Raw genomic sequence first — 22,796 nt, 5'->3', positions numbered from 1 at the left:
CGCGATCAAGATTCACGCCGATGATGCCTTCAATCGGCGGGACGGGCAACGGGCGGGCGGCGATGAGACGGCATCGCGGGGGGAATCGTGGCTACATTTTCCACAGGGTCGCGGCGGGCTATTATAGAGAGGATTTCGATTTGCGGCCGAGGGCAACTTGGATTCGGTAAGAACGATGATCGCGGGCGGTTCGCTGGACCGCCGCGAACTCAGATTCAAAGCGCTGGCGGGATTGGCGGGCGGCGCGCTCGGATGGATCCCGGTCGAGATCGCGAGCCACAATCACACGCTCACGGAGCAGGTCAGCACGGCGGAGCAATGGGCCTCGACGATCGCGATGATCATATTGTCGGGGCTCGTCGGCGGCTTCATCCTGACGGCCGAGGGGCAGCAACTCGAGTTCAATCGCGACGCGCAACTGCGCTTCGCGCGCGGCTTCGGCATCTGCGTGGTGCTCGCGTATTTCGGCAACATCTACTCGAACGAAGTCTTTAGCTGGATTCTCGGCGCCGGCGGCTGGACGCTGAATGCACAAGGCTCGATGTTCTACCTGGTGCTCGGCCGCGTAATCAGTTGGACGATGATGGGCGCGACGATCGGCGCGGGCGTTGGTATCGCGACGCTCAAGGTGCCGAACATCCTGAAGGGCGCGGCCGGCGGCGTGGTCGGCGGGTTCATCGGGGGGCTGACGTTCGATTTGATCAACGGCGTCACGGGCGGCGGCCTGATGTCACGGTTGATCGGGCTGAGTGCGATTGGGCTCTTCATCGGGTTGTTCATCGGACTGGTGCAGGAACTCACCAAGGCGGCGTGGGTGACCGTCGCGCAGGGGCGGCTGCGCGGGCGGCAATATCGCGTCGAGGGCAACGTCGCGACGATCGGGCGCGCGGAAGAAAATCCAGTCGGGCTGTTCGGCGATCCCGCGGTGCAGGCGCGGCACGCGGTGATCGAGCGGCGCGGCGCGGACTACGTGATCAGAAATCTCGCGGTGCAGACTGGGACGTTCGTCAATGGCAATCGCGTCGAGACGGTCGATCTGCACGACGGCGATCGGATCGGGATCGGCGGTTACGAGATGATTTTTCATTTGCGCGGCAGTTCGACGCCGGCGCGCCAGCAGGCGTCGCTCGCCGTCGATCCGGTGAATCCGGCGCACGTCGCGAGTAGGCTTGCGGGACTGAATGCGAACGTCGATGGGCCGTGCCTGATCGATACGTCGGGGCAGAAATTTCCGCTGAGTGCGGCACACGCGATCGGAATTGGACGCGCGCTCGACAATGAAATCGTGGTGAGCCATTCGTCGGTGTCGCGGCATCACGCGAGCATCCAGGCGTCCAACGGCAGCTTCCAGGTCAAGGATCTGAACAGCCAGAACGGCACCTTTATCGGCGGCCAGCGAGTGACATCGGCGCCGCTCATCAATGGCGATTCGGTCAGGTTCGGCGACGCGCCGTTTACATTCCGTGCCTGAGGAAAAATTCGAACAGCCGAGATTTTGCGCGCGATGCGGCCAGCCGATCGTCGTCGCGCGGGCGCAGTTCTGCAAATCCTGCGGCGCGCCGGTTGCGCGTTTTCGATTGCTTCGCGCCGACCCCGGCTTCAATCCAATCGTGGCGCTCGTGCTGAGCATCATCCCCGGACTCGGGCAGATGTATCGCGGCAAGGTGTTCCGCGGCGTGCTGTGGTTTTTCGGCGTCTCGATTGCGTACGGCAGCAGCCCGATTCTCGGATTTTTTATTCACCTCATATGCGCGAGCAACGCGGCCTTTGCCGGCGCAATCCGCGAGGACGTGCTGGTTGGTCCATCCGCGCGATGACCGTGTACAATCTTCGTCTCGCGATCCAATGTTGAATCGCTGCATCGGATGATCCAGGCCAACACTATCGTCGGCGGCCGTTACCGCGTGATGAAACCGCTCGGCGGCGGCGGGATGAAGCTCGTTTATCTCGCGGAAGATTTGAGGCTCGCGGCGCGACCGTGCGCGCTGGCCGAGATGGTCGATAGCTTCACCAGCCCCGACATGCAGAAGCAGGCGGTGGCGGCGTTTCAGCGCGAAGCCGACATGCTCGCGCAACTCAGCAACGAGCACATCCCGCGCGTCTTCGATCGCTTCAGCGACGAGAACCGTCACTACCTCGTGATGGAATACATTGAGGGCCTCACGCTCGAGCAAAAGCTCAAGGACAACGGCGGCAAGCTCGGCGAGGTCGAGGTGATCGATCTCGCGCTGCAGGTGCTGGACACGCTCGGCTATCTGCACAATCTCGAGCCGCCGGTGATCTATCGCGATTTGAAGCCGTCGAACGTGATGCTGATGCCGTCGGGGTTGGTGAAGCTGATCGACTTCGGCATCGCGCGGCTGTTTCAGCCGCTCAGCAACGCGACGATGATCGGCACGCAGGGGTACGCGCCGCCCGAGCAGTATCGCGGCAAGGTCGAATCGCGCTCGGATCTCTACGCGCTCGGCGCGACGATGCATCATGCGCTGTCGGGCCGCGATCCGGCGGTCGAGCCGCCGTTCAGTTCTCCGCCGCTCCGGAGTGTCGCACCCGCGGTGGCGCCGGCGCTTGCCGAGATCGTCGATCAAGCTCTCCAGTACGACGTGATTTTGCGGATGGCCGATGCGCTCGAGTTCAAGAATCGGCTGCTCGCGATCAAGAACGGCACCGCGCCGGTTCAAGCGCCGATTCTCACCCGCAATTCGACCGGCACGGGCGGCGAGCGTCCGCAACTGAAGCTGCCGCTGACGGGACTGCAATACAAGCCGCCGCCGCAATCATCGCCGTCGGCGCCGACGATCCTGAGCGACGCGATCGACGCGCAGTGCCCGCGATGCAGCCGGCAAATCCCGGTGGACTCGAATTTCTGCTCGTTCTGCGCCACCGATGTGACCGGTCATTTGCGAAGCGTCGCGAATGCGGCTCCAGACGCGCAGACCATTTTCCTCGACGAACCAGCCGAGCCGATGACGTTTCCCGAGCGCGACGATCGTCCGCGCAGAAGCAAGCGTAATCCCGTGCGCACCCTGCTCTATATAGTTGGCGGCGCGTTCCTCGTCGGCTACCTGATGTTCCGTCCGTCGAGCCAGCCCGATACCGATACGACTTCGTATCCGCCGCCTGGATACGGCGGCGCCGCGCCGGATACCACCGAACCGGTACCGTCCGAAGCGCGCACGATTGCGCTCAGGCGCGCGCTCAATTCGATGGGTTATCAATCCGTGCATTTCAAGCTCGAAGGCGACACGATCATCTTGTGGGGCACGGTGCCGACCGAGGCCGATCGGATCATGGTGCAGACGCAGGTATTTCTGGTCGCGCGGATTTTTTCGCTCGAAGATCATCTGCAAGTGCAAAACGCCTTTGCGGAACCGTAAACTCTAGCAGGCTGTTGAAAAAGTAATTTTCAACGCCTGCTCCCTCTCTCTTGTCTCCCCCAAAGGGGGAGAGGTTGTAGGTAAGAAGCCAGTTTTTATGCAGGGTGTTGAATCGATTGGAACCCGAACCGCATTCGACATATGGTTTTTCAACACCCTGCTAGTGAGCGAAGACTGCGGAGCCGAGGAGGTTCGGAAAGGAGCGGAACCGGGATTCCTCGCGCGGCAGCATCTTTATTCGATTCGGCCCTCCGGCCCGACTCGGCTTCGCGCGCGCGGAAATGACAGAAGGGGCATGAGAAGGGATCCTTCGACTCCGTCAGACTCCGCTCAGGATGACGGAAAGGAACGGCCTCGTTCGCGATGACGCAGGGGAGCGGCCGGCGCGAAGAAGAAGGAACCGGGATTCCTCGCGCGGCAGCCACGCGCGGGAATAACAGAAGGTCGGGACGACGAAAAATTCACAAACTCTCAGGATGACAAAAAAGGAACAGCGGCGTAGCCGTGGATGACAGAGGGGCGTGCGGACAAAAGAATTCAGAGACTCTGAGAAGAGTGAAACCTCGATGATTGTCGATTTGCACGTCCACACCAATCTCTCCTCCGACTCCAACGTTGCGGCCGAGCAGTATCTCGAGGTTGCCACGAAGCGGTCGCCGACGCTTGGCGCGATCTGTTTCACCGAGCATCGGTTGTTCCCTGCCGACGCCGCCCTCGACGCGATTTACGCTGAACTCTCGGAGCGTTTTCAGATCGCGATTTTCAAAGGCATCGAAGCCGACACCGATCTTGGCCATCTGCTGATGTTCGGCGTGACGCGCGAGGTAGCGCGCCGCTTCGATCTCACTGCGCGGATACTCAAAAGCGAGCATCTGATCGAAGTGCTGCATCATGAAGGCGGCGTTGCGATACCGGCGCATCCGTTTCGCGAATCGGGCTTCGGCAACCGACTCGACTCGCTGCTCAGTCGTCACGGCTCGGCGCTCGCGGCGATCGAAGTGTTGAATGGCCAGAATTCGGAGGCCGAAAATTCGCACGCAGAGGATGCGGCGCTGAAGCTTGGATTGACCGCGGTCGGCGGCAGCGACGCACATTTCGCGAGCGCAAAATGGTTCATGACGGTCGCGACTGAACTCGAGCGCGAAGTCAAGACCGTCGAACAATTGTGCGTCGAATTGCGCGCCGGACGCGCGCGGCCTTACGTCTTCCCGGGCACCGGTTGAGCGATCGGTTCGGGCAGCACAGGAGGAGCGCCGCCGCCTGATTCGAGCGCGCGCGCAAATTGCCGGATATCCGGCGGGCGGCCGGCCGCGACGATCAGGTCACCTTCCTTGAGCGAACGATCCGGCGCTAGCGGCACGAAGCCGGAATCCATGTTGGTCGCATCCTGCACCGCGAGCACGGTCACGCTGAAGCGTGCGCGCGGATCGAGTTGGCGAACCGTTTTGCCCGCCGCGCCAGCGGGCACCACCAGCCGCGTAACGCGATATCCGGTCGCCCAGTAGATGTTCTGATCGCGGGTCGCGAGCGTGGAGAGCGAAACCGAGACGCGATTCAGCGCCTGCGCGATATGCTGGCGCGTCACGAGGCCGAGAAAGTTTCCGCCGCGCCGATCGACCACCGGAATTTCGTCGAGGCCTTCGTGCTCCATCGCCTGGCTCGCCTCGTCGAGATTCGCCGTCGCGAGCACGGTCGGACAATTTGCGTTCGCGATATCGAACGCGTTCACCAGCGGCCCGAGGTCGTGCCCGCTCGACAGGATCGACAGCAGGTCGCGCGTCACGATCAATCCGGAGAGTTCGCCCTCGCTGGTGACCACCGGCAACGTCGATTGCGCGGTATCGCCCGCGATCCGCAGCACGTCGGCAAGCGAAGTGTTCTGGCTGACGAAGGTCACATCTTTGGTGAGCACGGCGCTGACCGGAATCAGCGTGAGCGAGAGCCGCTCCTGCCCGATCTGCAACGTCTTGCCTTCGCGCGCGAGACGATATTCGTCGATCGATTCGGTCACCAGCGCGCGCGACACGACCAACGACGTGATCGTCGCGATCATCGCCGGCACTGCGATCGAATAACTGTGCGTCATCTCGAACAGCAGAAAAAGTGCAGTCAGCGGCGCGTGCGAAGTGCCCGCGAGGAACGCGCCCAAGCCGAGCAGCGCGTACGATCCGCGCGTTCCCGTGAGCTGCGGCGCCGCCAGATGCGACAGCCGCTGAAACAACCCGCCCGCCATCGTGCCGATAAAAAATGTCGGACCGAAGACGCCGCCCGGCGAGCCGCATCCGAGCGATACGCTGCTCGCAAAGAATTTTGCGCCGAGCAGAATCGCCAGCGCCGCCGCGTCGAACTGCCCGCTCATCGCAAGGCTGATCACCGGGTAGCCGTCGGAGAGATTTCGCGGCACCCAAATCGCGATCACTCCAACCATCGCCAGACCCAACTCGAGTTTAAGCCACTGCGGAATTTTGCGGCGCCGAATCCATCCCGCGGTGGCGTGGAAGAAGCGGATGTACGCCGCCGCCAGCACGCCGAGCATCGCGCCCATCAGCCCGTACGTCAGCAACTCCCAGTAGCTGTGCATGATGAATTCGGGCACGTCGAAGACGACGGCGTTGCCGATGATCGCGCGCGAGGTTACGACGGCGCTGGTGGTCGCGACGATCAGCAGCGTGAGATTCGCGACCTCGGTATGCCCCAGCAGCACGATCTCCTGCGCGAACATCAGGCCGCCGATCGGCGCATTGAACGTCGTCGCGATGCCGGCGCCCGCCCCTGCCGCGACCAGCACCTTCGCCCGATCTGCGGACAGGTTCCGCAACTGAGCGACCATCGAGCCGATCGCGCCGCCGACCTGCGCGATCGGTCCTTCGCGTCCGACCGACGCGCCCGCGCCGAGCGAGAGCGCCGCGCCCGCGGCCTTCACAAATATCCAGTCGCGCTTCACCTTCGCGGTGCCGAGATTCACCATTTCGAGGAAATTCGGAAATCCGTAGCCGAGCACGTCACCGGGAAAAATCCAATCAAGCAGCAGGATCGCGAGGCCGCCGCTCATCAGGACGAGCGGAATCAGCGCGAGGTACCATCCGCCGCGATCGATTCCGAGCGCCTGCCATTCGACGCGCTGGAAGAGCCACGAAAACAGTTCGATCAGTTTGCGAAAGCCGAGATTGCCGAGCGCCGCGAGCACTCCGACCGTAACGGAGAGCAGGATCAGTTGAACATATTCAAACTGATCCGAGCGCAGTCCGAACGTAGGTTTTTGCATCGGCTCGAATTGCCGGTCGATTTAGTCGAATCGTCAGACGCCCAGAAAGCGATGAATGATTTTCAGAAATTCGTCGAGGCGATCGTGATGCACCCAATGTCCCGCCTTGTCCACGGTGACGGATTCGGCGTTGTGAAACGCCTGGATGCGCCCGTCCTTCACCCAGTCGCCCGCCCACGATTCGGTGCCGCGAATCAGCAGCGTGGGGCACGTGACGCGCCCCCAGATTTCGCGTGCGTCGCGATTGTTGAACATGTACGGCGACGTCGCGTGAACGTAGTTGTCGAACTTCCACGAGTAGGTGCCGTTTTCGTTGCGGCGGATTCCCCAAATCGTGAGATGGCGCGCCTGTTCGCGGCTCAAGTGCGGATTCGCTTCGATCATGCGCGCCAGCGCTTCGTCGATCGACGCGTACTCGCGGACCTTGCGCCGCGCGAGCGTCTGCATCTCCTCGATCCAGTTGTTCATGCGATCGTAGGCGGGCGTGTCCTTGATCATTCCCGGCGGCGGGCCCATCCCTTCGATCGAAACCACGCGCTTCACCGCGTCGGGATGAGTGCCGGTGTATTGCAGAACGATTCCGCCGCCAAGCGAATGCCCGATCAGGGTCGCGGGCTCTTTCGAAATCGCGCTCATCAATTGCGACGCGTCGAGCACGTAGTCGATCATCGAGTAGCCGGAACCGACCGCCCAATCCGAGTCGCCGTGTCCGCGCAGATCGGGCGCGACGATGTGAAAATGTTTCCGCAGATCGAGCGCGACCCAATCCCAGTTGCGGCAGTGATCGCGCCCGCCGTGCACCAGCACCAGCAGCGGCTTTTCGGGATTGCCCCAATCGACGTAGTGCAGCTTCAGGCGCTGAGAATAAAAATAATGCGAGGTTGGCCCGATGATGCTATCGGCCATCTTTGAGCTTCTCCATTTCCAGGCGTTGGTCGGGACTGCGAGCTAGAGGCTCGGATAAATCTCGTCGAGCGCGCCGCGCGCGCACGCGATGATGTGCTCGATTTCGGCGTCGCCGATCGTGAACGGCGGCGTGATCATCATCGCGTCGCCGCCGATTTTGCCCGCCATCCCGCTCGCCGGATAGAAAAACAGCCCGCGCCGCAAAGCCGCGCCCAGCACGCGATTGGTGACTTTCTTCTCCGGCGCGAACGGCACGCGCGTCGCCTTGTCGTGCACCAGCTCGATTCCCCAGAACATCCCGGCGCCGCGAATGTCGCCGACCATCGGATGCCCCGACAGTTCCTCTTTCAGCGTTGCGCCGAGCCGCGCGCCGACCTCCGCCGATCGCTCGACCAGCTTTTCGCGCTCCATGATCGCGAGCACTTCATCCGCGACCGCGCATGCCACCGGCTGCGAGCTGTAGGTGTAGAACATGAAGTCGGCCTTGGCGCGCTCGACCTCCGTGACCATCGTCTCTTTCACCGCGATCATTCCCATCGGCATATAGCCGCCGGTGAGGCCCTTGCCGCCGACCAGGATGTCCGGCGTGACGTTCCAGTGATCGACGGCGAAGCGCCGCCCGGTGCGGCCGAACCCGGTCATCACCTCGTCAGCGATCAGCAGCACGTCGTAGCGATCGCAAATCTCGCGCAGCATCGGCCAGTATTCTTTGACCGGTGGATATACGCCACCGGACGTTCCCATCATCGGCTCCGCGATAAACGCGGCGATTGTGTCGGCGCCCTGGCGCAGGATTTCCTGCTCGAGCGCCTGCGCGCAATCGATATCGCATTGCGGATACGTTTTGCCCCACGGGCATCGGTAGCAATAGCAGGTGCCAATCTTCGGCCAGTCGATCAGCACGCTTTCGTAGTCTTCGCGCCGCGAACTGCCACCCACCGAAAGCGCGGCTATCGAATTGCCGTGATACGACGGTTTGCGACCGATAATTTTGTTCTTCGATTTCTTGCCGCGAACCTTGTGGTAAAGAATCGAAAACTTGAGCGCCGCTTCGACCGACTCCGTACCTCCGCTGGTGAAAAAAAACCGCGTCAGCCCCGCCGGCGTCCAGCGCGTCAGCCGCTCGACCAATCGCTCGCGCTCGCCAGTGGTCCAGACCGGCACCACGTAGTCGAGCTTGCCGATCGTGCGCGCCGCGACCTCGGCGATTTCCTTGCGGCCCTGCCCGATATTGACGACCACCGCGCCGGCGCCGGCGTCGAGAATCTTGCGGCCGTCGTCGGTGTAGAGCCACGCACCTTCGGCGCGCTCGATGCGGATTGGATCGTGCGGACCCTGCATGAACATCGGTGGCTTTGGTGGCATGGTTCAAATCTTAGCTGTGATTTCGCGTCGCGGGCAATCCGCACGCCGCCAAAAAAGTTGAACTGATTCATCTTTGTTGACTTCCCGCATCCATGAGCCCATAAACAAAGATGAATGGATTCAACTTTAATCCGCCAGCCGCCCGGACTCCGCGCTCGCCAGAAACTCGAGCGCGAACGCCGCATCCTGAAAGCCGCCGAGCGCCTCTTCGTCCGCAAGGGCTACGCCGAAACCTCGATCGAGGACGTCGCCGCGCGCGCCGGCCTCGCCGTCGGCACGATCTACAACTACTTTCCCGGCAAGTCCGAATTGCTGCTCGCGATCGTCCGCGGCGAGACCACATCGCTCGTCGAGCGCAGCCGCAGCGTCCTCGAATCGCCGCCCGACGACCCGGCCGACGCGATAACCGCGCTCGCCGAAATCTTTCTCCGCGACTTCACCCGCGACAACCGCCGGTTCTGGCGCGAACTGTTTGCCGCCGCGCTCGCGGAGCCCTCGACCGTCGGCCGCCGCGTCTTCGAATCCGACCTGCAACTCGTGTCGCAACTCGCGCTGCTGCTCGACCATCTGAAAGCGCGGGAGATGCTGGCATCCGATATCGATTCGGTCGCGGCCGCAACCGTTCTGTACGGCGTCTGCTTCACCTGGCTGACGGCATATCTAATGAACGACGAAATTTCCGCCGACGCCGTGCGAAAAGAAATTCGCCGCGGCTGCGAGATCGTGATTCGCGGCCTGCTGCCCGCGCCCGCCTCGATCTCAAAGGACGTGCGATGACCCCCAACGATTTCATTCCCGATCAGTGGTATCCGATCCTCGACTCGGAAACGCTCAGGCGGCGCAGACCGGTCGGTGTCAAGCGTCTCGGCGAACGTCTCGTGCTCTGGCGCGACAGCGGCGGCAACGCAGTGTGCGCTACCGATCGATGCCCTCATCGCGGAGTCCAATTGAGCCTCGGCCGCGTGTGCGACGGGCAACTCGAATGCCCCTATCACGGACTTCGCTTCAACGCCGGCGGTGAATGCGTGATGATTCCCGCCAACGGCGACGACGCGCCGGTGCCGCGCGGCTTCGACCTGATTTCGCGCGTCGTGCGCGAAGGACACGGACTGATTTGGTGCTGGTATGGCGATCCGGCGCTAGCGACTGATGCGATTCCGTGGTTTGTCGAGGCGCCGGACCCCGGACCACGGACCGGCTGGATCGCGGACGACTATCCCGTCTCGTATTTGCGCGTGATGGAAAATTTCGGCGACCTGCACCACGTGCCGTTCGTCCATCGCGCAACGATACCCGGCGCGGGAACCCGGGCCGAGGTCGAAGAGGCGCGTCTCGACGGCGACGTGGTGCGGTTGAAGGTCACGCTGCGGCATCAGCGGCCGCGCAGGCTGAAAATCGCCTATAGCTTCGCCACCGCTATTCGGCTGCCGGCGCTCGTCTCGATCACGTTCGCGCGGCGGGCGCATTTCGTCGCTGCCGCAACGCCGATCGATGAAACGCACACATGGCTGTGGGCGCGCTACCGCCAGGATTACGTCCCCGGATGGATGGGCGGCCGATTGATCGCGCGGCTCGGCGCGAGGTTTGATTTCCGATCCGTGTTCAGCCGGCAGGACATGCGGATGCTGGCGAGCCAGCAGCTCGATAATTCATGCGATATCTCGCACTACCATCTCCTGGAAGCCGATGGCGCGATCGCGCTTTACTTCGCGATTCGCAAGCGCGCGATCGAGCAGGCGCAGTCGAAGGCGGCGGCTCCGTCGACGTTATCGGCCGCGCACTGACGCTCGGTCAAGCGGCGTAGCGCGCGCCTTCAATTGACGGCTATCGATCAGGATTGATCGGCGGATAGACCGGCATCGGCGGCATCTCGGCTTCCGCGGGCGGTTCGGCGGGCGCCGGCGGCGGCATCACCGGACTTTCGTCGTTGGCGGCATTCTGCTGATCGGGATTCTGCCGCTGATCCTGGGCAGCGGTGTCCTGCTGATCGTTCTGGTCGTTGTCCTGGTTGGGCTCGGCGTTTTGATCATCCGGTTCGGCCGTGGCGGGTGCGGGTACGGCGCGTTCCGTCTGCACCAACAGGATCTCCGGCGGTTGGAGCGCCGGCGAGTTCTCCGACAGGGCCGCGCCCGCATGCTGTGCGGGCATCGGCGCCGGAATTTGCGCGGGGGCAATCGTCAAAAATATGGCTGTCGTCAAACTCGCAGTAATTAGCATAGTACACTCCATATTTTCTTAAGCGATGGCTCGGCGCAAACGCTACAGCACCGCGGCGCGGACGCGCCCCATCCGCTCGGCCAGCGATTTGAGCCCGCGCACCATGTGCACTCCGTACCAATGCAAATCGCGACCGCTTACGAGCAGCACCCGCCGGCTAAGCGCGGTCGGCAGCAGGGCTTTTAGTTCCGTGACGTCTGCTTCATCGAATTCATACGGCTCGTCCGGCAGGATCACGATATCGGGGCGCCGCTCGAGCGCCGCTTCGAGCGTGGTAATCGGATAGCGCTCGCCTGCCGACGCATAGACATTGTTGTAACCGAGCATCCTGAGCACGTCATGCGCGTAAGTATCGCCATTGAACGACATCCACGGTTTTTTCCAAATCGGGCAAAATACCCTGAGCCGCAGCTTGCTCCATACTCCGAGCGTCGCTTCGATTTCGCTGACTGAGAGCGCGATCTGCTTGGCCAGCGCAGCCGCCTCCGGCTCGCGCGCCAGCACTCGCCCGAGCCGCAGGATCGATTCGACGGCGCCCGGCACGGTCTTGGGATAGGTGGTGAAGACCGGGATTCCCGCCGCGCGCATCCGCTCGACATCTTCGCGGCGATTCTCTTCAGCGTTCGCGATAATCAGCTCCGGCTCGAGCTTCGCGATCGCGCGGATATCGGGATTCTTCGTGCCGCCGATTTTCGCGATCGACGCCACTTCTGCCGCCGGCTCAACGCAATACTTGGTGACCCCGACGACTTCGTCCGAAGTGAAACCCAGCGCGAACAGGGTCTCGGTCCAACTCGGCACCAGCGATACGATCCGGCGCGGCGGATGGGCCAGCTCCACCCGGAAACCGAGGTCGTCCGCCGTCTGCACCATCGCCGCCATCGCTAGTTCGCCTTGCGCTTGAGGATCGAATCGAGCTGCTGCCGATCGCTCGACGAAATATGCTCGCTCGCGCCATTATGCGCCGAAACGGCCTCGCCGGTCGATCCGCCAGGCGCGCCGGCGGTTGTCGTATCGTGCGATTTCACCGGAGCGTCGAGCTTGGTGGTCATCGCGGGCGCGCGCGCGGCGGGCTTGGAGCGATCGGCGGATTTATGAGTTTCTTGTATCACCGGCAGTTCACCGTGCGGCATCGGCTCGCCGGGATCGATCGGCATCGGCTGGTGATCCGGCTCGCGATGGGTCAAGCGATACATCGCGGAGGGAAGCAGACTTCTCCGCGCCACGAATCCAGCAATCAGCGCCGCCATCCCGACGATCAGCAGGATGCTCGGTCGCCGCCGTTTCGGCTTGGTCTTACGTTTCGACGGTTTGCGTTTTCGCGGCGTTGCCACTGCCACTCCACCCCTCAATCTGAACCATCGTCGGCGCCCACGATGCTACCGTACGGGCGCGCCTAATAGAACTACGCCGCCATGATTCAGCGCATCCAAGAAAAACGGCGCACCCTAATCGCGTCGGATGCGCCGTTTCCTGGATTTATGCTCGACGAGCGAGCTTTACGCGAGGCTCGCCCGCCGCCATTGTCTAGCCCTTGCCGGTGCCCGGCTTGATAACCGTGTACAGGGTCGCGCCACCGCGCTGCACCAGCAACAATGCCGCCTTCTTGGTGTTCTTGGCTTCCTTCGCCTTATTGACGAATTCGGCCACCGTGCTGACCTTGTCGTGATTGACTTCGAGCACCACGTCACCCGGCTGCAAGCCCGCGTCGGCAGCGGGGCTGTCCGGCGAGACGCGCCGAATCACGATTCCCTTGTTCGCTTCGATATGCAGTTGCTGCGCGATTTCGGGAGTGATGTCGCCGACCTGCATCCCCCAGTTGCCGCCCGGCTCTTCCGCCTTGGCGGTCGCGACTTGCGGCTCCTTGCGCTCGCCAATCGTCACGTCGAACGTCATGTGCTTGCCGTTGCGAACTACCTCGACCTGCACCTTCTTGTTGATCGGCGTCGTCGCGACCAAGGCCGGCAGCTCGTGCTCGTCGTGCACGGCCTTGCCGTCGAAGCTGATGACGATATCGCCGCGCTCGAGGCCCGCCTTGGCGGCCGGACCGTCTTTGTCGGTGCTCGCGACCAGCGCGCCTTCCGGCTTCGCGAGTCCGAAGGATTGCGCGAGGTCGGCCGTCACTTCCTGAATCTCAACTCCGAGCCATCCGCGGACCACGCGCCCATGCGCCTTCAACTGGTCCATCACGTTTTTCGCCATATCGACCGGGATCGCGAAGCCGATACCGTTATTCGAACCGGTGCGGCTGTAGATCGCGGTGTTGATACCGATCACCTGGCCGTCGGTATTGAAGAGCGGTCCGCCCGAATTGCCGGGATTGATCGACGCGTCGGTCTGGATGAAATCATCGTAGTCGCCCGCGCCGATATTGCGTCCCTTGGCGCTCACGATTCCCGCCGTCACGCTGAGCGAGAAGCCGAAGGGGTTGCCGATCGCAACTACCCAGTCGCCTACCGCGGTGTCGTTCGATTCACCGAGCATCGCCACCGGCAGCGAGTCTTTCGTATCGATCTTGATCAGCGCGAGATCGGTTTTCGGATCCTTGCCGATCACCTTCGCAGTGAATTCGCGCTTGTCCATCAGGGTCACGTGGATGTCTTCCGCGTTGCCGACCACGTGATTGTTGGTGAGGATGTAACCGTCGGCCGACACGATCACGCCGGAGCCGAGGCCACGCTGTTTCTGCTCGCGCGGCGCCTGACCGAAATAGCGGCGCAGTTGATCGAATGGATCGCCGGGCATCCCTGGAGGCCCGCTCGCACCCGGACCGCCGCCGGGATTGTTGTCGTCGCCGTCGTCACCGCCCTCGGGACTATTCGGTCCCAACCCGAAGGGCGAACCCGAAACTTTGACGTCCTGCACTACCGCGACGTTAACGACGGTCGGCATCACGCGCTTGACGAGCGGCGCGAACGAAGTGATCACGCCGGTCTTTTCGTTGGGTTCGGGCTTGGGCTGAGCGGATTGCGATGAGGAAGCGCCCGGCACCGGCGGCGCAGGCAGCGGCGGTGGCGGCAATTCCGCCTGGGCCGAGGCCTGTGGATTCTTCGATCCCTGGGCTGTCTGCGGCGCAGTCTTGGATTGGTCGTCGCCGCCCCAGAACGGGAAAGCGCCGACCCGCGCAAAAGCGATAATCAGGCCGATGAAAACGCCGCCGGCTACGGCAGCGATCCTCTTAAGCATGCATTCCTCCTCGAAATACTTGGGTCATCCAGACTATCAAGTTTGCAAACCCATCAAATATCGGACGAGAATTCCGCAGCCGAAATTCAGCCCCCGCGACGCGTAATTCCTGGGCCCCTGCGGGACTGCCGCCGATAACCGGCGGATTCCTCCCACGGCAGCCGATCTTATCTCACTAAATCAAATCGACACCCATGAGAAAACGCCCTGCCGGCGGGTTTTCCTCCCGTTCGACAGGACGTTTGCCGTGCTCGCGGCGCCGATTAGAGCGCAATCGTCCGCGATGCGATGCGGTGAAACTCTACTTCTGCATCGCCTTGATATCGTCGAGCAGCACCTTCTCGTGCCCCTGCGGATTCACCTTCTCGTACACCTTGCAGAGCACGCCCTTGGGATCGACTACGAAGCTCGAGCGGTTCCAGTATTTCGTGCCGTGGAATTCGGCCTGCCCGATTCCCATCTGGTTGAGCAACTCGGCCTTGGTGTCGGCCAGCAGATCGATCGTGAATGCGAACTTGTTGCAGAAGTTTTTGTGCGATTCGACGTCATCCTGGCTGACGCCGACCACCTTGATATTCGCCGCGTCGAAATCGGCCTTGGTCGCGGTGAACGATTTGCCCTGGATCGTGCAGCCCGGCGTGTCGTCCTTCGGATAGACGTACACCACCAGCCACTTGCCGGCGAAATCGCCGAGCCGGGTTACTTTGCCGTCCTGGTTCTGCAAGGAAAAATTCGGAAACGGTTTTCCTGTCTCGAGCATGTTGTTTTCCTTTCGTCGCGCGCGACGGGTTGCGATACGCTCTGATGTCTTTGAAGCTTCAGCGCGAGCGCCGGTTACGATTCTTCCGCCCTGCTCGCCCGCCAAGACTAGCACATCTGGCGTCAGAGCATGAACGTGATCGGATTGGTGGCGTTCAGCGACTTAAGATGGGAGAAGAGTTAACCGCAGATTTGAGGAATTTGATTAAGAAAAAGTGCGGCTGAAGCATCCGCCCCTCAGGTAGTTTTTTGGACTTAAAAATAGGGTTATGCTCTTTAGAGAAGCCTTCTCCGCCAGCGCAATACGAGTGTTAACACCGGTGCAGATGAGGTGAAACCGATTTCTCAGACACGCTGTCAGCCGCACGCCAACCGCGAACAACAACGAAAAACAAAAGGAAGGTCACAGAACATGAAAACCCGAACGAATACGAACCTCATCATCCGTTCAAGCCTCGTATTGGCTCTGGCTCTAGCCATCTGGTCTCCAGTCCAAGCGCGATCCGCCGAGTCTGCGGAGGGAAAAAACGTGACGGAGGCCAAAATGATGGAACGCTGCCAGGAAATGAAGGAACAGAAACAGAAAATGCAGGAAGACATTAAGGCTCAAGACGCTCAACTCACCGAGGAGCTCACCGAGATGAACCGCGCGCCGGAGGACAAGAAGGTCGGCCTGATGGCCGCCGTCGTCACCCACATGGGGGAGCAGCGAATCGCCATGGATGCGCGAAGGGCGGAGATGGAGGAGAAGATGATGCAGCACATGATGCAGCACATGCAGATGGGCAAGGAATCCATGCCGCAGTGTCCGATGATGAAGGGTATGGGCGAAAAATCGGGGGATGTCCAAAAGGAACAGAAATGAGTGCTGAGCGCCGCGATGGCCCGCGACGAACGCTTGCTGCGGTCCTGCTACGTCAAATGACACTGCTGCCTACGCTCACGATTTGGATTGCCCAGTGGTGGGCTGGTCGCAGCACAACGAAAGAGACTCTGTGATGAACCATACAGACGGATCGATGAGCGGATGGATGGGCGGAGGGATGTGGATGCGGCAAAAACTCCTGCCTGACCAGTAACCGAATTTTCGCATTCGAGATGGGCTAAGAATAGTCGCGGCGCGATTAAGATCGGGGAGAAAAGAAGTTAACCTCAGATTTGGGAATTTCACAGATTGAGGAACAGGGCGGCTGAAGCATCCGCCCCTTTGGTGGATATCGGGAATCGCGGCGTGGGAGAGGTGGCTGAGTGGTCGAAGGCATCAGATTGCTAAGCTGGCCGGGGGATTGTAACGGCATCGGCTCGGATCGGATCGCATCGGAAAATGCGAGGGTTTCTCAAAACAGGGAGCCCTCGCATCACTTCGGGTTTGCTCGGCTCAGACACAAAAAGACACTTTTTTTGGTAGTGGGCGGTTTTGAAATCGAGCCTGCCCTAGCTTTGATTTCGGGATGGAAATCATCTCGCTGGATTCACGGCGGCTTGGTAATCAATGCAGGCCGCTCGATCACCGTTTTGGCAAGCTAGTCTGGAGTGAACCAGGCAGGCCAAAGGGTCGTTATATCTGTGACAACTCGCGATGCAAGCAGCATCGTCGCCAATTTCTGGTATCGAAGACGTCCTAATAACATCGACCCCCCACCCCGGACTAGACGGTACGCACTTTCTATGGAGTTCGCGGCTTTCTATCCACGGTGCACACCCGGATAGCGTAAGAGCCCAAGCCAGCGCGAGTGTGGCGATTTGGCGGGACTTGCCCTTACTACGCTTTCCGATGTCCGCCGCCGTCGAGAACGAGCAATGGTCGTACGCGGAACTTTTCGGCGGAATCGCCCTGGCAGAAGGCTTTACCTGCATGGGGGAAACACAAGACCGGGCTCCCCGGTTCTTCGAGGAATCGGAAGGGAGCTGGATTTTCCGGATCGCACAGTTCGCAAGTGATAAAGGTGTTGCTAGCATCTGATGTTATTCGCGACATAGGTTGCTCCTTCATCTTTCCGCTTGACGCCAGATAGATGGATATAACTATACCCCAACCTCGCAGTTGCCGGATATCGAATCACGCTAACCTAATTCATCAAGATTCGCCCATTCTTCAGCGTTCTTCCTTGATGCCGGTGATTCAAGAGCCCAAGCCTTTGCTTCAGCTTCGGAGTCTTTGTCTGAAGGAGGGAACACGCTGCATCCTCCATCGCCATTTTTGTATCGGAAAAATCTAGGACAAATCTTTGCCAGATTCTATGCCGTCTGTTTTGCCTAATTGCCAATCGTATCTCATCCTTCCATTGTGACGCGTACAGTCTATTTTTAATCTCCTTCGTCATTAAATCAGGTAGCTTTCCGCGACTCATAGGACTCACCTCTCATAAGTATTTGAGGGCATCTTACCATTAGGCGAATCGTTTCAAATCATTCAAAAATCTAATGACGCTTGAACAACTGGCAGCCATATTTCGAACTGGCGAAAACCAACAGAATTTTAGTGTTGGAACCGGGAATAAAAAAAAGGCGACTCATACCGAATCGCCTTTTCAATCAGGCGGCCTCCCCGGCGACGCTCTTGTTCCCGCCGTCGTCACGTAATCGCGTCGCAATCGCCTCGGCACCACATCGCTTCACTGGCGAGCCCTATTTCTTGCCGCATCCGTGCGGACTATTCGGGCTTAGTGTCTGCGAAGTGTCTCGCTAAAGTGGCCCCTTTCCGGCCCTGCAAGTGCGAAGACTTACGAAGTAAGGCGGTGGCGAAGAACAGATGCGATGCACTAGCAGGCGATCCTGCACCCTCACCTACCTCGTCGCGTTCCGCGACTTCGGCCGCCTCTCCCGTAAACGAACGGGCGAGGTATGAGGAAGACCGCTGGCGTGCCTGAGGCACCTACAGCGAAACGAACGGGCGAGGCATTAGGAAAAGACCGGAGCCGGGATTCCTCGCGCGGCAGCCACGCGCGGGAATGACAGAAGAGGATCTGCGCTAAGAATAAAAGAGCGAGAACGCAGTAAGACCTAACTCTTTAACTCGGGGTCCAGCGCCAGTTGCGGATGACTGGCATATCCTCGAGATGTTCGGCGATGTATTTGCGGTGCGCGGCGAGCGCCTCTTCGGTTTTTTCGATCAATTCGCGGGCACGCGCCTCGAAGTGAGGCGCACGCTTGAGAGCGTCGATGCAAAGGTGGTAGCGGCTCGCGCGATTAAGCACGAGCATATCGAAGGGGGTAGTCGTGGTGCCTTCTTCGACATAGCCGCGGACGTGGAAGCGATCGGGGTTGGGGCGGCCATGAATGATCTCATGAATCGCGCCGGGGTAGCCATGAAACGAAAAGATGACGTGCTTATCGGTGGTGAAGAGATCGGCGAAAGCGTCTTCATCCATACCGTGCGGATGATTCTCCGGCGTAAACAGCGTCATCAGATCGACGATGTTGACGACCCGGACTTTCATCTCGGGCAGATATTTGCGGAGCAGCCACGCGGCGGCGATGGTCTCCTCGGTCGGAACGTCGCCCGCACAGGCCATCACGAGGTCGGGATCCTGTCCGTTTTGGATGCCGTTTTCATTACCGGCCCATCGCCAGTTCGAAGCGCCGCGCGCGCAGTGCTCGCGAGCTGAATCGATATCGAGCCACACGGGATGCATCTGCTTGTCGATGACGATCAGGTTGATGTAGCCGCGGCTACGCAGGCAATGGTCGGCGACCGAGAGCAGGCAATTGGCATCGGGCGGCAGATAGATGCGCGAGACGATGCCCTGCTTGGTCAGGAGCGCATCGATGAAGCCGGGGCCCTGATGGCTGAAGCCGTTGTGATCGTTGCGCCAGCAGGTCGAGGTGAGCAGGTAGTTGAGCGAAGGAACCGGGCGGCGCCAGGGCAACTCGGTGCGGCAAGTCTTGAGCCACTTGGCGTGCTGCGCAACCATCGAATCGACGATCATCGCGAACGCCTCGTAGCTCGCGAACAGCCCGTGGCGGCCGGTCAGCGTGTAGCCTTCGAGCCATCCCTGGTGACAATGCTCGCTAAGAACCTCCATCACGCGGCCGGTGGGCGAGACATGATCGTCGAAGTTTTCGATGTGCGAGACCAGGCATCGATTTTCGACCTCGAAGACGTCGCCGAGACGATTCGAGTTGGTTTCGTCGGGACAGAAGAGGCGGAAGTTCTGCTGCTTCTCGTTGCGCTTGAAAATGTCGCGGAGCATCGCGCCGAACGGACGCGTCGATTCGACTTTCGTGTTGCCGGGCATCTCGATGGGGATCGCATAATCGGTGAACGACGGGATATCGAGCGAGATAGTGAGGAGGCCGCCATTGGCGTGGGGATTCGCACCCATCCGGCGGATACCAACGGGCCCCATCGCCTGGAGTTCGGGGACGAGGCGGCCATTCACGTCGAACAGTTCGCCGGGCCGGTAACTGCGCATCCAGGCTTCGAACATTTTCAGGTGCTCAGGATTTTCCTTGACCTTATCGAGCGGCACCTGATGGGCGCGGAAAGTACCCTCGATTTGTTTGCCATCGACGATTTTCGGCCCGGTCCATCCTTTGGGTGAGCGGAGAACGATCGCGGGCCAGATGGGGCGATGCGAGAATCCGTTGGTGCGAGCGTCGTGCTGGATCGCGCAAATCGCCGCGTAGCATTGGTCGAGCGTCGCCGCGAACTCGCGATGCATCGTGAATGGATCGTCGCCATCGACGATGTACACTTGGTAGCCGTGACCCTCGAGCAGTTTGCGGATCTGCTCGTTGCTGTGGCGGGCGAGCGTAGTCGGACCGGAAATCTTGTAGCCGTTGAGATGGAGGATCGGCAGCACGGCGCCGTCGCGGACGGGGTTTAAGAAATCGATACTCTTCCAGGCGCCTTCGAGCGGTGCGGTTTCCGCCTCGCCGTCGCCAATTACGCACGCGACGATGAGGTCGGGATTGTCGAACGCGGCGCCGAACGCATGGAGCAGCGAGTAGCCAAGCTCGCCGCCCTCGTTGATCGAGCCGGGCACGTGCGGGCCGGCGTGGCTCGAGATCCCGCCCGGCGAAGAGAACTGCCGGAAGAACTTGCGCATCCCCTCGGCGTCGCGCGTGATGCTCGGATAAATCTCGGTGTAGCTGCCCTCGAGATAGGTGTTGGCGGTGAGCGAGGGTCCGCCGTGGCCGGGACCGCTGACGAAGATAACGCTGGCGTCGCGCAGTTTGATGAGCCGGTTCAGATGCGCGTAGATGAAATTTTGTCCGGGTGAGGTCCCCCAATGACCAAGCAGGCGCGGCTTGATGTGCTCGGGACGGAGCGGTTCGCGCAGCAGCGGATTAGCCATCAGGTAGATTTGGCCGATAGTGAGGTAGTTGGCGGCGCGCCAGTAGGCGTCGAGCAGTTTGAATTGGTCGTCGTTGAGAGCGGTGCATACGGGCATTGGAGATGAACCTCGATGTACTGAATGCAATCGGACATTTTCTCACCCGCGACGCGGTGTGAATAGCCGGTGGTTGTCGCCGCGAAGTTAAGAAAGGGTTAACCGCAGATTTGAAGAATTTGAGGGATTAAGAGAAGGGTTTGAAGGAAGAAGAGATCCGTGATCCTTCGACTCCGGCAGCCTGCCCCGTTCGACTTCGCTCAGGGCTTCGGCTCAGGATGACGGAAAAAGCGAAATCGTTGTTGTGGAAGTTCGCGGCGGTTGGGGTTGCGCCAGTTGAGATTTTCACTGACATTGGAGCGGGCGCGGAATCCGGAAATCCGGGAATCGGGGAGGATCGTCTATGCTGAAGAAAATAATTCGCAATCAATCGAGCGCGGGCCTTGTGGCGGCTAGCGTTGCGCTGATGATGATCGCGGCGGGATGCGCAAGCACGGTCGAGAGTACGCCTGAAGCGGCGAAGGCAGTCGAATCGGGCACGGCGTTGCCGGCGTCGGTGACCGGATTCATGGGTCCTTACGCGTCGAAGTTGCACCCTGGTCCGGCTGGCGGCGCTGCGCTGGTGTGGATCTACCCGGAAGTGAAATGGATTAACTATCGAAAGATGATGCTGATGCCGGTCGAGTTCTGGGCGGCCGCGGATTCTAAAGTCTCAACCGCCGATCAACAGGTTCTCACGCAGTACTTCTACAACGCGCTGAAGACCAATCTCGAGCAGAACTACACACTGGTCGATCAGCCGGGACCGGGAACGCTCAAGTTGCGGGTGGCGTTGATGGACGCAACGGCGGCTGTACCGGGACTCAGAAGCGTCTCGGTGCTGGTTCCGCAGGCGCGCGTCCTTGACATGGCTCAGTCGCTCGCGACCGGCAGTTACGCGTTCGTGGGCTCGGCTGAAGTAGAGATGGTCGTGACCGATTCGCAGAGCGGCGACGTATTTGCGGAAGCAGTCGATCAGCGGTCGGGTGGAATGGGAATCAAGGGCGCGGCGTCATTCCAGTGGGGCGATGCGCAAAACGCGATGGATTACTGGGCGCAACTGATCTCGAAGCGCCTGCTCGAATTGCAAACCCAGGGCGCGTCGTAAGCAAGACGTCGTTGTAGCAGCAGCTCATCGCAGCATACGGTACCAGGCTGAACGGCGCGAGTACCGCCGTTGCAGCAACGGTCTCTCCAACGGGAAGAATACTCGACCACTTTCCAACTGAGAGAGCGGCTAATCCCTTGGCAAGGCTGCCTCGTCTCACGCTCGCCGCGGCCGCGGTGAAAGCGCCCCCACCGAACAGCACGATAAGTTCGTAGTAAGGTCGCTTCGTAGCAAAGACCGCATCTTGGCAACACCTCATCGTAGTAAATCTGGGGCGTCGTTGCCGGCGTCGAACTGTTAGTTCGATACGAAACAGGGAGCTGGCAGATCGATGCCAGCTCCCTGAATTTAATAGCGGCAGCAAATCCAGCCGCCGCGGTCTATCTATATTCGTTACTTGGCCGCGAGCTTTTCCTCGGACTTCTTCTTCGCGGCGCGCTCGTCAGCATGTTTGCGAATCATCGCACCAGCGGCATTCATCGCCTGACCCATGAACTCGCGCGCATTCGACATCGTCCAGTCGTAGGATGCCTGCCGGCTGACGTTCGCGTTCTTGAACACCGGCGCGACGTGTTCGGCCCATAGCTGGTACGACTTGATGGTGTTGTCCCAGGTGGCCCAGTTGTGCGCGAGTTGCAGGAAGGCGCCGAACTCACCCTGCTTCTTCTCGAGCCGTTTGAGCTGAGCGATTGCGTCGTCGGGCGTACCTATTACCGCGCTTCCGGCTGCGATCATCATATCGATCGGGTCTTGGCCATTGGGCGCTGCCGGCGCGAGCGGATTGAGGCGGGCAAAGTACTCCATCCATTTGTAAATGCCCCATTTGACGTTCTCGCGGGCCTTTTCGCGAGTTTCCGCGATATGCACCGGACCGACCAGCCGGAGCCGGTTGCGATCCATCGTACGGCCCTCCTCAGACGCTATCTCGCAAGCGATTTGCCAGTTGGTCGATAGCGCGTCGAAGCCGTCGGCGTTGGTGGCCGCCACGCACAGCATCCCGAAGCCATACTTGCCGGCGGCGCGACCGCCCGACGGACTAACGGCGCTCGCAACCGCAATCTCTGGATGCGGCTGGGTGTAAGGCATCAGGTGCGCGCGCGCATTGACGAGGTTGTACCAGTCGGACTTCTCGGTGACGGTCTCGCCGTTGAAGAGACGCATGATGACCTTGATGCCTTCCAGCATGCGATCGCGCTGAGTCATCGGATCGATACCGAGCATCATGGCGTCGGAGGGTA

General features: G+C 60.7%; 20 protein-coding genes. 10 read left to right on the top strand and 10 right to left on the bottom strand.

Annotated elements, in window-relative coordinates; translation table 11 throughout:
* Positions 1–157: 157 nt before the first annotated feature.
* From Q7S58_RS00715 to Q7S58_RS00700, 4 genes are all read left to right on the top strand, one after another.
* A complete protein-coding gene (locus Q7S58_RS00715) occupies positions 158–1,471 on the top strand; it encodes an FHA domain-containing protein (RefSeq protein WP_304819768.1) in 1,314 nt (437 codons plus the stop codon).
* A complete protein-coding gene (locus tag Q7S58_RS00710; RefSeq protein WP_304819767.1) occupies positions 1,464–1,817 on the top strand; it encodes a hypothetical protein in 354 nt (117 codons plus the stop codon). Before Q7S58_RS00715 ends, Q7S58_RS00710 begins: the two co-directional genes overlap by 8 nt.
* A 48-nt stretch (positions 1,818–1,865) precedes the next feature.
* Complete coding sequence (locus tag Q7S58_RS00705; RefSeq protein ID WP_304819765.1) at positions 1,866–3,377, top strand: serine/threonine-protein kinase; 1,512 nt, start codon at positions 1,866–1,868, stop codon at positions 3,375–3,377.
* A 566-nt stretch (positions 3,378–3,943) separates the two neighbouring features.
* A complete protein-coding gene (locus Q7S58_RS00700) occupies positions 3,944–4,600 on the top strand; it encodes a PHP domain-containing protein (protein ID WP_304819763.1) in 657 nt (218 codons plus the stop codon).
* On the opposite strand, the gene Q7S58_RS00695 is transcribed toward Q7S58_RS00700, so the two are convergent.
* From Q7S58_RS00695 to Q7S58_RS00685, 3 genes are read right to left on the bottom strand one after another with little or no spacing between them, the layout of a single operon-like run.
* The gene (locus Q7S58_RS00695) at positions 4,576–6,642 is read right to left on the bottom strand and encodes a chloride channel protein (protein WP_304819761.1); all 2,067 of its coding nucleotides are present in this window, start codon (positions 6,640–6,642) and stop codon (positions 4,576–4,578) included. The genes Q7S58_RS00700 and Q7S58_RS00695 overlap by 25 nt on opposite strands.
* Positions 6,643–6,675: 33 nt before the next feature.
* The gene (locus Q7S58_RS00690) at positions 6,676–7,548 is read right to left on the bottom strand and encodes an alpha/beta fold hydrolase (RefSeq protein WP_304819759.1); all 873 of its coding nucleotides are present in this window, start codon (positions 7,546–7,548) and stop codon (positions 6,676–6,678) included.
* A gap of 42 nt (positions 7,549–7,590) precedes the next feature.
* A complete protein-coding gene (locus Q7S58_RS00685; protein ID WP_304819757.1) occupies positions 7,591–8,913 on the bottom strand; it encodes an aspartate aminotransferase family protein in 1,323 nt (440 codons plus the stop codon).
* Positions 8,914–9,027: 114 nt separating this feature from the next.
* Here Q7S58_RS00685 and Q7S58_RS00680 point away from each other — a divergent pair, with 114 nt between their 5' ends.
* The gene (locus Q7S58_RS00680) at positions 9,028–9,690 is read left to right on the top strand and encodes a TetR/AcrR family transcriptional regulator (protein WP_304819755.1); all 663 of its coding nucleotides are present in this window, start codon (positions 9,028–9,030) and stop codon (positions 9,688–9,690) included.
* Entirely contained in the window at positions 9,687–10,697 is a 1,011-nt protein-coding gene (locus Q7S58_RS00675) for an aromatic ring-hydroxylating dioxygenase subunit alpha (protein ID WP_304819753.1), read from the top strand. Before Q7S58_RS00680 ends, Q7S58_RS00675 begins: the two co-directional genes overlap by 4 nt.
* Before the next feature lie 40 nt (positions 10,698–10,737).
* On the opposite strand, the gene Q7S58_RS00670 is transcribed toward Q7S58_RS00675, so the two are convergent.
* The 5 genes from Q7S58_RS00670 to Q7S58_RS00650 form a co-directional block, all read right to left on the bottom strand.
* Entirely contained in the window at positions 10,738–11,130 is a 393-nt protein-coding gene (locus tag Q7S58_RS00670; RefSeq protein WP_304819751.1) for a hypothetical protein, read from the bottom strand.
* A gap of 42 nt (positions 11,131–11,172) precedes the next feature.
* The gene (locus tag Q7S58_RS00665) at positions 11,173–12,012 is read right to left on the bottom strand and encodes a helical backbone metal receptor (RefSeq protein WP_304819749.1); all 840 of its coding nucleotides are present in this window, start codon (positions 12,010–12,012) and stop codon (positions 11,173–11,175) included.
* A 2-nt stretch (positions 12,013–12,014) separates the two neighbouring features.
* On the bottom strand, positions 12,015–12,464 hold the full coding sequence (locus Q7S58_RS00660; protein ID WP_304819747.1) for a hypothetical protein: 450 nt from the start codon (positions 12,462–12,464) through the stop codon (positions 12,015–12,017).
* A gap of 193 nt (positions 12,465–12,657) precedes the next feature.
* Positions 12,658–14,316 carry a DegQ family serine endoprotease gene (locus tag Q7S58_RS00655; RefSeq protein WP_304819746.1) on the bottom strand — a complete coding sequence of 553 codons (1,659 nt, stop codon included), beginning with the start codon at positions 14,314–14,316 and terminating at the stop codon, positions 12,658–12,660.
* Between the two features lie 301 nt (positions 14,317–14,617).
* The gene (locus Q7S58_RS00650; protein WP_304819744.1) at positions 14,618–15,076 is read right to left on the bottom strand and encodes a peroxiredoxin; all 459 of its coding nucleotides are present in this window, start codon (positions 15,074–15,076) and stop codon (positions 14,618–14,620) included.
* A gap of 528 nt (positions 15,077–15,604) precedes the next feature.
* Between Q7S58_RS00650 and Q7S58_RS00645 the strand changes: the two genes are divergently transcribed.
* The 3 genes from Q7S58_RS00645 (at position 15,605) to Q7S58_RS00635 (ending at position 17,038) form a co-directional block, all read left to right on the top strand.
* Entirely contained in the window at positions 15,605–15,940 is a 336-nt protein-coding gene (locus Q7S58_RS00645) for a hypothetical protein (protein ID WP_304819742.1), read from the top strand.
* Positions 15,941–16,323: 383 nt separating this feature from the next.
* The gene (locus Q7S58_RS00640) at positions 16,324–16,602 is read left to right on the top strand and encodes a hypothetical protein (protein WP_304819740.1); all 279 of its coding nucleotides are present in this window, start codon (positions 16,324–16,326) and stop codon (positions 16,600–16,602) included.
* A gap of 247 nt (positions 16,603–16,849) precedes the next feature.
* Positions 16,850–17,038, top strand: a complete 189-nt coding sequence (locus Q7S58_RS00635; RefSeq protein WP_304819738.1) for a hypothetical protein — start codon at positions 16,850–16,852, stop codon at positions 17,036–17,038.
* 1,048 nt (positions 17,039–18,086) lie between these two features.
* On the opposite strand, the gene Q7S58_RS00630 is transcribed toward Q7S58_RS00635, so the two are convergent.
* Positions 18,087–20,471, bottom strand: coding sequence for a phosphoketolase (locus Q7S58_RS00630; protein ID WP_304819736.1), 2,385 nt, complete (start codon positions 20,469–20,471; stop codon positions 18,087–18,089).
* A 343-nt stretch (positions 20,472–20,814) separates the two neighbouring features.
* On the opposite strand from Q7S58_RS00630, the gene Q7S58_RS00625 reads away from it, so the two are divergent.
* Positions 20,815–21,558 carry a DUF3313 domain-containing protein gene (locus Q7S58_RS00625; RefSeq protein ID WP_304819734.1) on the top strand — a complete coding sequence of 248 codons (744 nt, stop codon included), beginning with the start codon at positions 20,815–20,817 and terminating at the stop codon, positions 21,556–21,558.
* 393 nt (positions 21,559–21,951) lie between these two features.
* Here the strand turns inward: Q7S58_RS00625 and Q7S58_RS00620 are convergent.
* Positions 21,952–22,796 (bottom strand): LLM class flavin-dependent oxidoreductase (locus tag Q7S58_RS00620; protein WP_304819732.1); only part of this gene is annotated, 845 nt, incomplete at its 5' end.

Source organism: Candidatus Binatus sp., assembly GCF_030646925.1.
Classification (GTDB): Bacteria; Desulfobacterota; Binatia; order Binatales; family Binataceae; genus Binatus.
This window is presented reverse-complemented; position numbering and strand designations above follow the sequence as displayed.